Origin of the sequence: Gluconobacter sp. (assembly GCF_047723935.1) — a bacterium.
In the GTDB taxonomy this organism is placed as follows: domain Bacteria; phylum Pseudomonadota; class Alphaproteobacteria; order Acetobacterales; family Acetobacteraceae; genus Gluconobacter.
Genome location: NZ_JBDOBO010000024.1, coordinates 1 through 15,529, shown reverse-complemented (window position 1 = coordinate 15,529; position 15,529 = coordinate 1). Strand labels below are relative to the sequence as shown.

Below are 15,529 nucleotides of genomic sequence, written 5' to 3'. Positions count from 1 at the left end.
TCCGCAGGGTACTCAGGAATTGCGATCCATCAGCATGCTTGTCACAGCTGATTTGAAGGGAAGAAGGCGGTTAGCAACGGCCAGACCCAACTTTCTGGCAGCCAGAAATGGCGTCTCATCACGCGTATAAACTGTCGCGATCGCATTGGTTGCAGCAAACAGGGGCGCCGTCGCCATACGATGCGTCCGGGCGAACTTTGACAGTACGCTAGGGGACCCCGCGTCTCCAGGCCCATCGGCGATGGCACGCGCGAGCGTTTCCTGTCCTTTAAGACCCAGATTGAAGCCATGGGCCGTAATGGGATGCATCCCCACGGCAGCATCCCCGATCAAGGCAAAACGCGGCGCATGAAAGCGATGAGCATAGACCGCTTTCAGGGGATAGGAACACCGTGGACTCTCCAGTTCCATGGGGCCCATACGCCCCTGCGTCCGCTCGGTGATCTCGGCGTTGAATGCCTCGGTATCCAGCGTCTTCAGTCGTGCAATCTCATCGTTTTCCAAGGTTAGAACGAGCGAGGACGAAGCCCCTTCACGCCCGTCAGGAGCGATTGGCAAAAGGGCAATTGTCTGTCCCTCGTCAAACCACTGAAGCGCGGTATGAGCATGGCTTTCTGGATGATGCATCCGACAGACCAGAATGCTCCGCCCAAAATCATGAACGATTGCACCGATACCCGCATTGTCGCGCAATCGCGAGAAGCGTCCATCTGCTCCGACCAGAAGATCAGCAGTCAGTTCCGTACCATCTGTCAGTGTTACAGAGGCAGACTGCGCATTATGTCGTGCCGTCTCAATCCCTTCCCCGGCGCGGATTTCGAGGCCCGGTGTCCGCTCTGCCACACGATACAGAGCGCGGCGGATCAGATGATTGGCAACAAGATATCCCAGTGCGTCAGGGCCATCGGCTGGTGCATCAAACAAAAGCGGCGGACTGCCTGCCGCACCTGTTTCAATGCGCGCGGTGTGCATAGGGCAGATGGACGTTGCTGGGATCTCCACCCAGGCTCCCGCATCTTTCAGCCAGTTCGCGGCGTGATGCGTCAGGGCAATTTCTCGCCCGTCAAAAGGTGGATCAGCCAGAACAGATACTGGCGAGCGCTCAATGACACAAACCCTGCGTCCATCCCGGGCAAGAGAAATGCCACAAGCCAGACCAACCGGGCCGCCACCCGCAACAATCACATCATACCGCATTCTGTTCAGCCTGCGTCTGCATCAAATGTAATGGGCTCGCCTTTCCAGACCGCCATATACTCTTCGATGTCCGGGCGCTTGCGCCCCTCGACCGGCTTTTCCGGCGTTCCAACGAACAGGAAGCCTGCAAGACGATGCGGATCTTTCAATCCAAGCGATTCGAGAAGCGCTCGGTCTTCGCAGAAAGGTCCTGTGACCCAAACCCCGCCAAAGCCCTCGGCGTGCAAAGCGTTAAGAACATTCATCGCCCCCGCAGCCACGGACATTTCCTGCTCGATGACCGGGATCTTGCCGTCAGGGACAATATGCATCCCCAGTGCAATAATCATGGGCATATTGGAGAAACGATCCCGGCGCTTTTCCTTCTTGGCAGAGGGGGCATCGGGCTCCTGCCGTTCCATGGCGTCCAGCACTACCTGGGCAAAGGCCTCCCGATGCTTTCCTTTAATGACCGTGTAGCGCCACGGTCGCATCCGGCCATGATCCGGCGCTCGCAAACCTGCAGACAGGATATTGCGTAGCTGCTCGCCCTTGGGGGTCGGCTCAACGAGGTTATCGGTCGAGGCGCGGGAGAGAAGGAAGTCGAGGGAGGAGTGATGATGTGCCATGGTTCAGATATGGCGCGATCAGCCTCATCCGCCAAGGGGGCGACAGAGTCTCGCCCAAACTCTTGAAGACAGGTGACAGTCTTCCCGTTCTGCGGCACTCTAGGGCCCTTCTTTTTCATCCTTTATCTCAGGGACAGCGTGGAAATAACCCTCCCGCTGGTGTAGCAGAACCACCATGACCGAACCCCGTCACGCCCGTCTGCACCGCGCGACAAGCGAAACCGATATCACCCTTGCCCTGTCTCTTGATGGGCAGGGAGGCTCAACCGTGGACAGTGGCATCGGCTTTTTCGACCATATGCTGACGGCACTCGCCAAACATGGCGGCTTCGATCTGGAATTGCTCGCCAAGGGTGATCTGCACATTGATGGGCACCATACGGTCGAAGACGTCGGCATCGTGTTTGGGCAGGCTTTTCGTCAGGCAATCGGGGACAAGCGCGGCATCGAGCGCTTCGGTCATGCACTGGTGCCACTGGACGAAGCTCTGTGCGAAGCCGTGGTGGACATTTCCGGCCGCCCCTATCTGGCGTGGAACGTGGTTTTCCCACGCGAGAAGATCGGCACGATGGATACCGAGCTTTTTGAAGAATTCTTCCGTGCTTTTGCAATGTCTGCGCACATCGCGCTGCATCTGACCTGCAAGGCAGGAACAAACGCCCACCATATTGCAGAAAGCGGCTTCAAAGCGGTGGCTCGGGCCCTACGCGTTGCCGTCTCGATGGACCCCCGTGCGGCGGGCGCCATTCCCTCCACCAAAGGCGTCCTGTGAAGCTTTTCACGCCCTGTACGGACCCCGCCTCATCGCGGCCGCTGGGTTTGCCTGTCATGGTGCAGAACGGCTTTTCCTGGCGTGTCATGTTTTTCGGATGGCTGGGCCTTCTCACTTATGGTGCCTGGATCTCCGGACTTCTTGCCGCGGCCGTGTCCATCCTGCTGCATGTCTTTATTGCTTCACGCTGGGACATTGCGATTATCGTAGGCATTCATGCAGTCCTTGCCACGTTCACGGCAGAAATCCGTCTGTGGGAAATGCGCCTTAATGGCCGCCAGATGGGCCTGCCAATCCCTGCCCCAAGCAAGGACATTGCGCTGATCCGCTGGGCGGACCGGCACACATCACCTGTTAGCCCCCCGGAGTTCCCATGCGCGTCGTCGTAATTGACTATAATGGTGGCAATCTTGCGTCGGCCGCTCAGGCCGCCAAAAAGGCTGCGGCATTGCGTGGACTTGACGCAGACGTCACCATTACGCGCGATGCGGAAGCCATCCTGAATGCCGATCGCCTGATTCTGCCAGGTCAGGGCGCATTTGCCGATTGTGCCGCAGGCCTTGGGCCGGATCTTCGCAATACTCTTGAGACTGCAACGGCTAAAGGCACGCCTTTCCTTGGCATCTGTGTTGGCATGCAACTCATGAGTGAATATGGTCTGGAGCATGGCCGTACCGAGGGACTGGGCTGGATTTCAGGCAATATCCGTCGCATGGGTGAAGCCGCCAACGCGGGTCTGCGCCTGCCCCACATGGGCTGGAACACGCTTGATTTCAAACCGGGCGCACATTTGCTGACGCAGGGTCTGGAGCCCGGAATGCACGGCTACTTTGTTCATTCCTATGCCCTGCATGATGGGCATGAGGACGAACTGGTGGCGACTGCACAGTACGGAAATTCGGTCCCCGCCATTGTTGCGCGCGGCAACCGGTGCGGAACACAGTTTCACGTTGAGAAAAGCCAGACTGTTGGCCTGACCATCATGGGCAACTTCCTGAGGTGGACGTCATGACCGTCGTTTGCGAACGGGTCGTCTCTTCCCTCTCCCCTGATGATATGGAAGCGCTCTGCGAAGCAGCAACCGCAGGCATCCTGGATGGTGGCGGCTTTGGCTGGCTCCAACCTCCCGGTAATCAAGCTCTGGAGCGTTATTTCGAAGGCCTACTGCTGGTGCAGGAGCGCAGCCTGTATGTTCTGCGCGAAGACGGTATCATTTGCGGTGCGGGACAGCTTGTGCGTCCGCCATCCAGCTATGAAGCCCATGCCGCCACAGTCAATCTGACGGGCTTCTTTGTCGCACCCTATGCTCGTGGACGAGGACTAGGGCGTGTCCTGATACAGGCCATGATCCACGGCGCAAAAGCCATGGGTAGCAAGGTTATCAATTGCGACGTGCGTGAAACGCATGCTGCTGCCATCGGGCTGTTCCGGTCGCTCGGTTTTGAGCACTGGGGCACCCATCCCTATTATGCACGGATCGGAGGCCAGACGGTGCGCGGACTTTTCTTCTCCAAACTACTCGCCGGTGAACATGAAGCGGCCCGCTGGCAGTCCAGCATTGCTGCACCGGATGCCGGCGGCGCGCCTGTTTCCTCCGAGACCACCAAAAGCCATCAGGGCCTGATGCTCTACCCCGCCATCGACCTGAAAGACGGCGCCTGCGTTCGGCTTCGCCGCGGCGAGATGGAAGATGCCACTCACTATTCCGACGACCCCGCGGCACAGGCCAAGCTGTTTGAAGAAGCAGGCTGCCGCCATCTGCACGTCGTTGACCTCAATGGTGCTTTCGCTGGCAAATCAACGAATGTTCCAGCCATTGAATCCATCGTGAAAGCGACTGGCCTGCCGGTGCAGCTTGGTGGCGGCATCCGCGATATGGCAGCCATTGAGCGCTGGCTGGAAGCAGGCGTTTCTCGCATCATCCTCGGTTCCGTGGCGGTAAAAGACCCAGAACTGGTCCGACAGGCCGCACGCGCCTTCCCGGGCCAGATTGTTGCTGGGATCGACGCCCGCCAAGGCCGCGTTGCAACAGAAGGCTGGGCAGAAGTTTCGGAACTTGAAGCCAACGATCTGGCACTCCGTATGGAAGATGCAGGCGTTGCCGCCATCATCTTCACGGAAATCACCCGCGACGGGATGCTGGCCGGGCTTGATCTCGAACAGACTGCAGACATGGCGCGCCGCCTCTCCATTCCCGTCATTGCGAGCGGTGGCGTCGGTACCCTCGATCATCTTCGGGACCTGCGCACTATTGCCCGCGATGTACCGGGCATTTCCGGCGCCATCGTCGGCCGGGCGCTGTATGATGGACGTATTTCCCTCAAAGACGCCTTGGACGTACTCGGTTCATGCTGAAACTCCGCGTCATTCCCTGCCTTGACGTCAAGGACGGTCGCGTCGTCAAAGGTGTGAATTTCGTCTCCCTGCGTGATGCAGGCGATCCGGTCGAGCAGGCCAAGCTTTACGACGCCGCCGGTGCTGATGAGCTAACGTTTTTGGACATCACCGCTAGCGTCGAAAACCGCGATACCATTCTGGATGTTGTTCGCCGTACGGCGGAAGCCATCTGCCTTCCCCTGACGGTAGGTGGTGGTGTTCGCACCTGCGAGGGTATGCGGCGCCTGCTTCTGGCTGGCGCTGATAAATGTGCCGTAAATTCGGCCGCGATCACACGCCCGGAACTGATCCGTGAAGCCTCGCAACGCTTTGGTAGCCAGTGCGTGGTCGTGGCGATTGATGCGCGATCGAATGGTCGCGGTGGCTGGGAAGTCTATGCGAAGGGCGGCCGCGAACCCACTGGGCTGGATGCGGTGGAATGGGCCAAAAAGATGCAGGATCTGGGCGCAGGAGAAATCCTGCTCACCAGCATGGACCGTGATGGCACGAAATCCGGTTTCGATCTGGATCTGCTCAGAGCGGTCTGTGGTACAGTGACCATCCCTGTTGTTGCATCTGGCGGCGTTGGCGAATTGCATCACTTTGTTGAAGGCGCGCAGGTTGGCGCGAGTGGTCTTTTAGCTGCCAGCGTCTTCCATTTCGGACAGTTCCGCGTTGGGGACGTCAAACAGGCACTGAATGAGGCCGGCCTTCCGGTCAGACTTGGAGAATAAGGCAATGGCAAAAGCAGCAAAGCCGGAAGAACGCAAAACGACACCGGCCAGAGAGCACGTGCTGGAGCGCCTGTTCGAGACCGTTCAGTCCCGTCGCGGCACAGACCCGACGCTGAGCCATTCAGCCCGTCTGATGGCCCGTGGCCGCAACAAGATCGCCCAGAAATTTGGCGAAGAAGCTGTTGAATGCCTGATTGAAGCCGTCAACGGCAATCGCAAGGAACTCGTCGGGGAGAGCGCTGACGTTCTTTATCACCTCATCGTCATGTGGGTGGACGCAGGCGTCTCCCCTGACGATGTCTGGACTGAGCTGAAGCGTCGCGAAGGCACGAGCGGGATTGCCGAAAAAGCATCGCGCCCCAAGGAAAAGCTTGGTTAAGGGACAAAGCCATGACGTACGACCACAGTAATATCTTTGCGCGCATCCTCCGTAAGGAGATCCCGTCCCGCACGGTTTACGAAGACGACTACGCGCTGGCCTTTCACGACATCGCCCCGCAGGCACCTATCCATGTGCTAGTCATCCCCAAGGGGCCATATGTCTCCATTGCGGACTTCAGTGCGACAGCGTCAGCCGATGAAATTACTGGCTTCTGGAGAGCGGTCGCAAAAGTGGCTGAAGCAGAGGGTCTGACGAAAGACGGTTTTCGCCTTATCAGCAACTCTGGCGCCAATTCAGGCCAAGAAGTTCCTCACTTCCACGTCCACCTTTTTGGCGGCGCGGCACTAGGCCCTTTGCTTTCACAAAAACTGTAAAATAGTACTTGCAAACCCAGAGGGCCTCTTCTATTAACGCCCTCGCTCTGGTCCCATTCGTCTAGAGGCCTAGGACACTGCCCTCTCACGGCGGCAACAGGGGTTCGAATCCCCTATGGGACACCAGTTACCTTGAGTAACTGTTTTTACATGAAAATTCGTTTTTCCGCTTTAGTATGCTAATTGGCATTACGTATCGGAGACTACTTTCATGTATCTGATACACATCCCCATTTGTTAAAATTTTCTGATTAGAATGACCGCACAAGTTCGCGCTTGTGGAAATGGCTTCGTCGTTAGTCAAAGTTGTCTGAGGATATTCGAGAGCGACTACCTCAAAAGACTGTCGGCATCAGGGATGAAATAACTGACCCCCCTGCCCCTCAAACACTTTTATTCAGAACGATCCCGCAGTCAGCCGCCCCTGAGCATACAGACACTGCCATGCGCTCGAAACCCTGCCAACAGGGCTAAAGGAACGGCAGGTTATCAACCACGACGGGACAGTCACATCCTTCTCCATAGCACCGTAGTCCGGGCCCATTCACAGGCCACGGGGACAACGAGGGTGGACTCATTCGGAATGCTTTTGGTCGATCACCCGCGGCTTTACGAGCAAAATCCATGCCCGTGTGACAATCAGGGACGCCCTCGCGACTTTGTACTTACCGCAGGCCCGGTCTCGGACTACAAAGCCACAGGTACCCTGATGAAGTTGCCTGTCCCGCACCCCAAAGCCATGCTGGCCGACCGGGGCTATGGCAGTGACAGCTTCCACCAGGATCTGGACCCTGCCGACTATTCCCTCACGTAACAGCCATAGTGCTCCTCAGCAAACAGAGTGTAAACGCTATCGGGACCGTAACCGCATCGAGCGGATGTTCAACAGACTCAAGCAGACGCGCCGTATCGCAACCTGTTACCACCACACCGGCTTGTCCTTCATGAGTTTCCTCGACCTCGCCGCCGCAAGGCTTCTGATCAGGTCCTTTCTCAACGTGACCTAGTCTTCTGTATCGTGGCCAAATGTTATGTTACCTGACACTTACATTCTTTATCATACAGATAAAAAACTCTTAGATTTTCAATGTTTTCCCAGAGCACACAATTGTGTTCCTGCGAGGTAGAAAGCGCACCAGAAATGTTCGCTATACATTTGAGGGCTCAAAATAGGCAGAGAACTCCTCGTAAACCTGAAAGGCAGTGCGAGAAGAGCACGCCCCTCACTTCAAAGCTCAAACATTACTATGCGTGTCTTGAGAACATCGATATGATCGCATAGATCAACTAGTTCTGTTTTCCGAAAACACGAGGGAATTCAGCACAGAAAACAAGGGTTTCAGGGGAATTCTGCCGAGTGTCATTGAGGCTTTTCAGAAATGATTGGCTGGAACGGCTCACATATATGCCGTTGTCAGTTTTCGTCCCCGTATGGGTCGTCATCTTTTCCCTTGTCTGCATGGACTGCATGCCGATGGCGCCGGTCCCATTTGTGGCACTTTTCCTTGCGGGCCTTATCTTCTGGTCTTTTTTTGAATATATCGGACACCGCTTCCTCTTCCATCTCAACCTTTCTCATGAAATCGGCCAACGGTTCATCTTCCTGATCCATGGCAATCATCATGAAGAGCCTGGAGAGAAGCTCCGCAACATGATGCCCCTCTCAGTTACTCTGCCGCTTGGTGGTTTGCTTTGGGGCTTGGCGCATGTTTTAGGCGGCCATAAGGGCACAACATTTTTTCTGGGCTTTCTCGCTGGCTACATAGCCTACGATCTTGTTCATTATGCCTGCCATCAATATCGCCCAAAACGCGGTATCCTGCGAAAGCTTCGTCGCCATCACCTCATCCATCATTACGCTGCACCGGAAAAGAATTTCGCTGTCAGCAATGATATTTGGGACCGTGTTTTCCACACAAAGACCGGACGTTCTTCCTGAAGCCTATGCGGATCGGACTTGATACCCGTAATACGGGCCGCTCCGGAGGCACGGGTGTTGCAACATACGCCGCAACTTTGGGAGAAGCCTACAGCGATGTAGGCATCAGCCCGGCATGGCTGCACGACGATATGGCTAACCATACTCGTCCTCATAGTTTTCCCAGAAAAATTAAACGTTTTTTCCAGAGTGCCCACTCCACTCATCACGTTCAACCGACTTCTGACGGTTATGTGGGCCATGACCTTTATCGTGCCGCTGAAATAAGAGACCGCACGTTTCACACCCCCATTTCCATAAAAGCAGATACACCGCCGGACCTGATGCACTGGACCTATCCAGTTCCCATGCGATGGCACGGTATTCCTAATGTCGTGACGATCCACGACATTATTCCACTGCTTCATCCAGAATTTAGCGACACGCCGACCAAGCGACTCCATAGACGCCTGAAATTTTGGTGCGACAATGCAGATGCTATCGTCACGGTTTCAGAAGCAGTCAGGCAAGATCTGATCAGCTTCTTCGAATTACCGCCCCAAAAAGTCAGCATGCTTTCCCAATCTGTTTCTTTTGCGACAGACCTCATGGAGGCGTCTCTGACCGTCGAAGCTCCTTGTCCGAAAGATGGATTCCTCTACTTCGGAACGATTGAACGTCGCAAAAACATTGGACGCCTGATCAAGGCACATGGCCGTTCAGGAACGATGCGCCCGTTAATCCTAATCGGAGGTTTAGGGTTTGGAGGAGCCGAAGAACTTCAAGCTCTTGCGCACCACCCGACTCCCGAGCGTGTTCACATCCTTCCCTGGTGCAGTAGACCGGCCTTGGTCCGCGCGATCAGAGAAGCACGATGTGTCACCTTCCCTTCATTGGCGGAAGGGTTCGGCCTGCCCATTTTGGAAGCTATGGCGTTAGGCACGCCAGTTTTAACCAGCTTTGGGCATGCGACAGAGGAAATTGCCGGGACTGCGGCATTTCTGGTGGACAGTACAAGTACAGAAGCGTTGACCGAAGGCCTTACAAAACTCGATTATGACGATGCCCTCTCCCTGGAACTCTCATCGTCAGGCCAGGAACGCGCACAGGCGTTTGCTATCGACCCATACGTGCTGCGCATGAAAAATTTTTATCAACGATTACTGACCGGATGATGCTTTTTGTCGAACGAAAATGTTCGGTAAGATCATGCGCAGATAACTGTCGGTTCCTTAATTTCATCGCAATCAAAATCGAGATCAGGTTTGGCATCCTCACACCTGATTATTTTATCTGCTCCAGTGCCTGAGCCACGCTCTCGTCCCAGGAAAGAGCGGAAAAATTTTCGGTCTGCAAAGTATGTTTCTGTCGGTCCGATCCCAGAGCAGCATAGCGCATGATTGCATCCATCCATGCTGGACCGTCCAGAGGATCGAGATAACGAGCTGCCTCTCCGCCAACTTCTCGCAAAACTGGGATATCGGCACAGAGAGCAGGCACTCCCAGCGACAAGGCTTCTGCAAGCGGCAAACCGAAGCCCTCGACAAAAGAGGGGAACAATAACCCTGAACTGCCCTTCAACAGAGTTTGCACCTCTGTATCAGCCAGAGACTGACACTCAATGACGTGCCCTTTGAGAGCAGGCGCACGATCCAGAAGATCGAGAATATTCTCATTCTCCCAACCACGCTTTCCTACAATTACCATCACAGGCGCTGAAGACGAGTCCCGCTCTACAAGACGGCGCCAGACATTTAGCAAAAGAAGATGGTTCTTACGGGGCTCAATGGTGCCCAAGCAAACAAAATAGGGACGTCCCGCCAGCTGAGTACGCAGTGAGGCATTCAGTTCTGCATGATGTGAAAGCTGGTGAGGAGCATCTACGCCATGAGGAACAGCATAAACAGGAATATTAGCTGACTTTGCAGCCAGATGCCGGCAAACGGATTCCCTCACATAATGCGACGGTACAATAATGGCGTCTGCATAGCGCGCGACCGTTTCAAGGCGGACTTCGTGACGAGCGGGCTCTCTTGGACGGGAATATTCCGGATAGTCTATTGGAATGAGATCGTGAATCATCACGACAAAACGCGCGTCCGTTTGCCTCAGAAAGGCATCCACCACTCTGGGACGCGTCAGATGATGATGGGAAACGTTGAGGTACACCGTTCCAGGCTGCAATGCCCGAGGTCTGCGCCAGAACAGGCCGCGATTAATCACACCGCGCAACGGTGCGGCCGGTCGGCCAGACACGGACTGCCCCCACTGGACTTCCAGCGCCTTTATGAACCGCCTCGCCACTGTGCCGTTAATCATTCCCATCACACCGATGGGATGCATGGCACAAAACCGCGTTTGTTCGGGCGCATGGGACAGCAGATATCGCGCATAGGCCAACTCGACCCGATCAATACCTGTTGGTACATTTGCGCTCGAGCGGGAAAGAAGGCGTGAAATATCCAGCAGAAACGGAGTTATTGCCTTATCTTTCACTCAGGCGCCCCTACTGCGTCCGCTACCTTTTCTGAGAAGCGCAACAGCGGACGGCTCATCCCATGCCAGAATTCATGTCCCTCTTCGGTCGCCCTGGTCTGAAAAAGTTGAGGCGAGTGTCTTTCGAATTTCGCTACGACACCCCGGACAAGCTTAGACATGGCTTCGTCTGAGAAAAAACCACCAGCAACGAGACAGTATTCGACCAGCACACGCCTGAAAGCTGCAAAAAGCTCCATATCCGGCTTTTCTGGTTTCTTCCAGAATGCGTCGAGCGTTCCTTCATATGTAATGCCGGCAATATTGTAGATGGCCTGCCCCAGCGTAATAACTGGAATGCCTTCTGCCAAAGCCAGTGTACCGGTCGTACTATTGATGGTGATGACCCCTTCGGCCCTCTTTACCAGCAATGCAATATCACCGCCTTCGATGAAACCAATGCGTCCGAGCACACCATGCCGACGGCCAGAACACGCAATGATGTGACGCCAATCGCGCAGGCCGTTATCCAGTGGGTGCTGCTTGATGATAAGGCGCATATTTTCTGGAGCATGGGCAGCAAAGGAGGAAATGACGTATTCGATCGCATCCTGCATGCCGTTAAAATCTGAATGAAGACGAACCTGCGCGTCAGCATCCAGTTGCAGAGGAAAGAGCATATAAGGAGCCCTGCAGGCCTCAAGCCGGGCCAGGACTTTCTTTGTACGTTCCGCAACAGCCTTGCGACGGGAAAACCGTCTCAGCCAGCCTACCCCCTCGACCAGAGGGTGCCAGGGGCGATGGTTTGTCCAGTGAGGGAAATACCAACGGAGCAGAAGATCGGCAGTATTGTAAGCAATACCTTCTGCTGCACGCCGCTGAAAAGAGGACGGAACAGGACTATGGGGAACCTGGGGAGGAAGTAATTTTTCTTCCACACGATAGTACTCAGGATCCCGCGGCAAACGTGAGTGACCATTCACACCCCCGAGTTCAAGGGTCACCCAATCGGGCCTGAGATAACCTTCTTCAAAGACATGCATCGGAACCTGAAGGTCTTCACAAACCTTCGCTGCAACCATGTGATGCAGCCGACAATCCCCAAAAATTACGACATCCGTAATTTCACGGCGCACTATGAAGTGACGTAGAAATTCAGGCCAGTCTTCAAGACTTCCACGATAGTCCACGCCACCGGGAAGGCGCCAGAAGAGCTTGTCTCCGCCATTGAAGTTAATTTTGGAAACCTTGTAACCATCCGCCAGCAGAGCCTCTCCAACGCGCTCAAAGAACGGCCCCATCAGTCCCTGCAGAAACAGAAAATGCCGTGTGGTCAGAGGTTTAAGATTTTCCTTGCCGAAGCGGCTATCGCCCGTTGCCTTCATTTCGGCCAGATCCTCATACGCATATACTGTCCGCGCCTACGTAGCCGACCCTGCCAGCGCCGTAAACGCACAGTGAAAGATGTAGTCCAGATTGTTGGATCAGAAAGTCTCTCGACAAGAACTTCAGGTCCACATGGCGTTTGGGTGACCGGATCCAAATAAAGCGGGTAAAGAATAAGCGCTCCAGCCACCAGATCTTCCAGTAGCAGGTTTCGCCCTCTCCTGCCCGTACTGGGGGCAAGATCACATGTCAGCCCCCATCCCGCGTAGAACGGATTTCCATAGGTCGTAACTGCCCGTCCACGCAGCAAGGCTTCGAAACCTGCAAGCGATGTCATGGTGTGAACCTGATCCACCTGCGCAATCAGAGACACCATTGCGCCACCCCGTACAATCTCGTCTGCATATTGCAGGGCAATATCGTCTCTGACGCCGCCTGGGCGATGACCTGCGTCAACATCTGGATGGGGGCGGAAAACAATGTACGCATCAGGCATCCGGTCACGAACGTTACGGAGGAGGGAGAGGTTGTCGCTGACGTCCCCACAGCCCAACTGAATGGACAAATCATTACTGACCTGACCTGGCACCAGAATAACCGTCTTGCCTGCCGGTCGAGCGAGCAAGGAACCAACGTCAGCCGTACTCCCGTATTTGGAGACATTCCGCACGACGAGTGTGTCAATCAAATGGCGGGCACGCTCACGCAGCCTGTCATCAAAAGCCGTTCTCATCAGGATCTTTTCCAGATCGCTGGGTCGGGAAGGATCAAAATAGATACCCGACCGGTCGAGAACGATGGAACAGGGCGGCAAAAGATCACTGCCAAGCCCAACAGACCGCAGAAAGCCATCTTCAACCTGGCATATGCCGATGCCTTGAGCTTTTGCCTTCCGCTCCAGTCCCGACGGAATACGACTGGACCAGGCGGCGATTATTCCTTTCCTGCGCTGGGCTTCTTTTAACGCCCCATACATCGACTTCCGGAAAAAGACCCAATTACGGCCGATATTGAAAAATTCTCGGATACGTTTGCGCTTCCACCACGCCATGCCAAGACAGACCGCCACATCTCTCGTGCGCTCCCATGCCCGGCGGTCGTCAGCCACGACCCTGACGGCTTCGCTGAAATCAATTGAGCGGCCATCGAAGGGACTGTGCCAGGAAACGGACTCTGTCAGCCACGTAAGCGCCATGGCTTCAGAAAATACCGCCTCGCCTTCTGTGGGAGACCATAGCGTTACTGCCCGGCCATAGATTGCTCCCAGCAGCGCAGCATCATCCCGTCCGGCAGCCCAAACCTCTTCAACCTTCGCTACAACGCTGTGGGGATCAACCTTCGACAAAACCTGCCCACCTGCGGCCCTGATCCTGTCAGCGTGATGCAGATGTGGGGACAGAGCTACAACCGTACTCGCCTTTACCCGCGCCGTGACATGGCTCCATAAAGCCCATGCCAGATCCGGATCTGGCGGCAATGAGACAAGGATTTTGCGACCGGAAGACATTACTGCCGGGGGCAGCCAGAACGTTCCACCAATTCGGCCAGACCGAATGTCCTGCAAAAGAGAGTCTGCTGAAAATGTAGGCGTCACACCGGAAAATGAAGAGATGCACCCCAACTCGGAAGCTCGGCTTTCTTTCCTTGGCGGACGCCTGAGCAAGACTGAGTCAGTCGTAGAGCCTGTGCGTGATGGATGAAATCTCATAGATATGCTTTCTAACTGAAAGCCCGCGACATCCGGAAGCCGATTTCGAATTCATGATTTATCTTTTTTCTGCGTCGTTTCTGTGAAGAACTTTCTGCTCTCCCTTCTTTGTACGATCGTATTTTCGATCTTATTTGACAGATTTACTCGACCATCTCGCATTGGCTGGCGTGGATACGCAATCCATACCCTGATTATCTTAATTTTTTATGGTGCGGCACTTGCCCTGACGGGCGGCTTCTGGGTTGCCTGCGTTCTCACTGGAGCAATATTTCTTGCTGTCGTGATCGCTTCGAACATCAAATTTCGAGTGTTAGGTGAGCCATTAGTTTTTTCTGATCTTGCAGTAGCTGCCTCATTCTTGCGCTATCCGCGTTTTTACCTGGCGGCAATTCCCAGCGCCCTGAAGATCATCCTTCTTCCTGCGGTAATGATTGTGATTGGGTGCGTCATAGCCTTCTCGTCCATTACGCCTGCGCCTCACCTTGCAGGATTGGCAGTCTCTTTGGTCGCCCTTTCGGTGGTTGGCGCCAACTGGAAACTTTACTGGCGCTCCAGCTTTATGCCTCGCCCCAATCTTCAGGCAGATATCACACAATACGGCTTACTCTCCGTATTGATAGTCTACACACTAAGATGGCGCGCAACTCCATCCCCTGCTGCAGTGCCTCCGCTCCCGGCACTCAAGCCAGACCAAGACCCTGCTCCCTTTTTAATCATCATACAGTGTGAGTCATTTGCTGATCCCACAGATCTTGTCCCCGGGCATTTTCTTCCCCCTCTCCAAGCACTTGAGCGACTACAGAAAACGTCTGATGAATATGGAAGACTCTCCGTCAGCGGGTTCGGTGCTTATACGATGCGGACGGAGTATGCCGTGCTCTGCGGCCGCAGTGAGAAGGACCTTGGGTTTCGTGCATTTGATCCTTTTTTGACAGCCGAGGATGAAAGAACATTTGGGCTGCCAAATCGACTTGCCGCGCTTTATGAAAAACGGCTTTTTGTCCATCCTCATGATCTACGGTTTTACGGTCGCGACCGTCTGATGCCTGCATTGGGTTTCACGACGCTAGTCGGGCCTGATGATTTCAAGAACGCTGAAAAATCCGGGCCTTACATTAGCGACAAGGCGTTGGGCGACTATCTCCACAACCGCATACTAACAACTGATGAGGCGGAACTGATTTATGTCGTCACCATGGAAAATCATGGCCCTTGGGATGCAGGGCGCCTGGATGCGACAGACCCGCTCGCAGCCTGGAATCACCACGCTCATAATGGTGACGCTTTATTGGAGAGCCTGAACCGTACCCTACAAGAATGTGGCCGTCCCGCACATCTGATCTTTTTTGGTGACCATCGCCCTTCAATCCCCGGATACGTTCACCCTGCCCCAGTACGATCAACACCCTTCATTTCTCTTACCTATAACATCGAAAAGGCAGCAGCCCCCGCAACCGCCTGCACGATAACGCCCGCAGAACTGCATGATGTTATTTTAAAAAAAATGACTAAAAATGAGAAATAAACATGGAGTTTAATAACAAATATTCAGTTATTTTTATTTTTTAACTTCTTAAGTTTTATTGGTATCTACCC

The 15,529-nt window shown here is 54.6% G+C and carries 17 protein-coding genes and 1 tRNA gene; 12 read left to right on the top strand and 6 right to left on the bottom strand.

All coding sequences use genetic code 11. From position 1 onward, the window contains the following. Window positions 1–12: 12 nt before the first annotated feature. Both ubiM and ABF979_RS09640 read right to left on the bottom strand, forming a co-directional pair. Window positions 13–1,197: a 5-demethoxyubiquinol-8 5-hydroxylase UbiM gene (ubiM, locus tag ABF979_RS09645; protein WP_415559443.1), complete on the bottom strand. Its 1,185-nt coding sequence runs from the start codon at window positions 1,195–1,197 to the stop codon at window positions 13–15. A gap of 5 nt (window positions 1,198–1,202) precedes the next feature. Next, window positions 1,203–1,805, bottom strand: coding sequence for a nitroreductase (locus ABF979_RS09640; protein WP_415559441.1), 603 nt, complete (start codon window positions 1,803–1,805; stop codon window positions 1,203–1,205). Window positions 1,806–1,980: 175 nt separating this feature from the next. On the opposite strand from ABF979_RS09640, the gene hisB reads away from it, so the two are divergent. The 9 genes from hisB (at window position 1,981) to ABF979_RS09595 (ending at window position 7,257) form a co-directional block, all read left to right on the top strand. Further along, a complete protein-coding gene (hisB, locus tag ABF979_RS09635) occupies window positions 1,981–2,577 on the top strand; it encodes an imidazoleglycerol-phosphate dehydratase HisB (protein WP_415559439.1) in 597 nt (198 codons plus the stop codon). Further along, window positions 2,574–2,966: a hypothetical protein gene (locus ABF979_RS09630; RefSeq protein WP_064275114.1), complete on the top strand. Its 393-nt coding sequence runs from the start codon at window positions 2,574–2,576 to the stop codon at window positions 2,964–2,966. Before hisB ends, ABF979_RS09630 begins: the two co-directional genes overlap by 4 nt. Next, window positions 2,951–3,589, top strand: a complete 639-nt coding sequence (gene hisH, locus ABF979_RS09625; protein ID WP_415559437.1) for an imidazole glycerol phosphate synthase subunit HisH — start codon at window positions 2,951–2,953, stop codon at window positions 3,587–3,589. Before ABF979_RS09630 ends, hisH begins: the two co-directional genes overlap by 16 nt. Further along, on the top strand, window positions 3,586–4,932 hold the full coding sequence (hisA, locus tag ABF979_RS09620) for a 1-(5-phosphoribosyl)-5-[(5-phosphoribosylamino)methylideneamino]imidazole-4-carboxamide isomerase (protein WP_415559435.1): 1,347 nt from the start codon (window positions 3,586–3,588) through the stop codon (window positions 4,930–4,932). The genes hisH and hisA overlap by 4 nt, the downstream gene beginning before the upstream one ends. Next, complete coding sequence (hisF, locus tag ABF979_RS09615; protein ID WP_415559433.1) at window positions 4,926–5,687, top strand: imidazole glycerol phosphate synthase subunit HisF; 762 nt, start codon at window positions 4,926–4,928, stop codon at window positions 5,685–5,687. The genes hisA and hisF overlap by 7 nt, the downstream gene beginning before the upstream one ends. 4 nt (window positions 5,688–5,691) lie before the next feature. Next, window positions 5,692–6,066, top strand: coding sequence for a phosphoribosyl-ATP diphosphatase (locus ABF979_RS09610; RefSeq protein WP_099213109.1), 375 nt, complete (start codon window positions 5,692–5,694; stop codon window positions 6,064–6,066). A gap of 11 nt (window positions 6,067–6,077) precedes the next feature. Then, window positions 6,078–6,443, top strand: coding sequence for a histidine triad nucleotide-binding protein (locus ABF979_RS09605; protein ID WP_046901089.1), 366 nt, complete (start codon window positions 6,078–6,080; stop codon window positions 6,441–6,443). 50 nt (window positions 6,444–6,493) lie between these two features. Continuing rightward, window positions 6,494–6,569, top strand: a tRNA-Glu gene (locus tag ABF979_RS09600). Between the two features lie 442 nt (window positions 6,570–7,011). Then, complete coding sequence (locus ABF979_RS09595; protein ID WP_415559430.1) at window positions 7,012–7,257, top strand: transposase; 246 nt, start codon at window positions 7,012–7,014, stop codon at window positions 7,255–7,257. 600 nt (window positions 7,258–7,857) lie between these two features. On the opposite strand, the gene ABF979_RS09590 is transcribed toward ABF979_RS09595, so the two are convergent. Continuing rightward, window positions 7,858–8,067: a hypothetical protein gene (locus ABF979_RS09590; protein ID WP_373687841.1), complete on the bottom strand. Its 210-nt coding sequence runs from the start codon at window positions 8,065–8,067 to the stop codon at window positions 7,858–7,860. On the opposite strand from ABF979_RS09590, the gene ABF979_RS09585 reads away from it, so the two are divergent. Both ABF979_RS09585 and ABF979_RS09580 read left to right on the top strand, forming a co-directional pair. Then, window positions 7,984–8,382, top strand: coding sequence for a sterol desaturase family protein (locus ABF979_RS09585; protein ID WP_371822760.1), 399 nt, complete (start codon window positions 7,984–7,986; stop codon window positions 8,380–8,382). The two genes, ABF979_RS09590 and ABF979_RS09585, sit on opposite strands and share 84 nt — an antisense overlap. A 5-nt stretch (window positions 8,383–8,387) precedes the next feature. Further along, window positions 8,388–9,536: a glycosyltransferase family 4 protein gene (locus ABF979_RS09580; RefSeq protein ID WP_415559428.1), complete on the top strand. Its 1,149-nt coding sequence runs from the start codon at window positions 8,388–8,390 to the stop codon at window positions 9,534–9,536. Window positions 9,537–9,645: 109 nt separating this feature from the next. Here ABF979_RS09580 and ABF979_RS09575 read toward each other — a convergent pair whose 3' ends face one another. From ABF979_RS09575 to ABF979_RS09565, 3 genes are read right to left on the bottom strand one after another with little or no spacing between them, the layout of a single operon-like run. After that, window positions 9,646–10,857: a glycosyltransferase family 4 protein gene (locus ABF979_RS09575; protein ID WP_415559427.1), complete on the bottom strand. Its 1,212-nt coding sequence runs from the start codon at window positions 10,855–10,857 to the stop codon at window positions 9,646–9,648. Next, window positions 10,854–12,221 (bottom strand): capsule biosynthesis protein, encoded by a 1,368-nt coding sequence (locus tag ABF979_RS09570; protein ID WP_415559425.1) that lies wholly within the window; start codon window positions 12,219–12,221, stop codon window positions 10,854–10,856. Before ABF979_RS09570 ends, ABF979_RS09575 begins: the two co-directional genes overlap by 4 nt. Next, a complete protein-coding gene (locus ABF979_RS09565) occupies window positions 12,218–13,786 on the bottom strand; it encodes a hypothetical protein (RefSeq protein WP_415559424.1) in 1,569 nt (522 codons plus the stop codon). Before ABF979_RS09565 ends, ABF979_RS09570 begins: the two co-directional genes overlap by 4 nt. A gap of 226 nt (window positions 13,787–14,012) precedes the next feature. On the opposite strand from ABF979_RS09565, the gene ABF979_RS09560 reads away from it, so the two are divergent. Then, a complete protein-coding gene (locus tag ABF979_RS09560) occupies window positions 14,013–15,458 on the top strand; it encodes an LTA synthase family protein (RefSeq protein ID WP_415559422.1) in 1,446 nt (481 codons plus the stop codon). Window positions 15,459–15,529 lie beyond the last annotated feature (71 nt).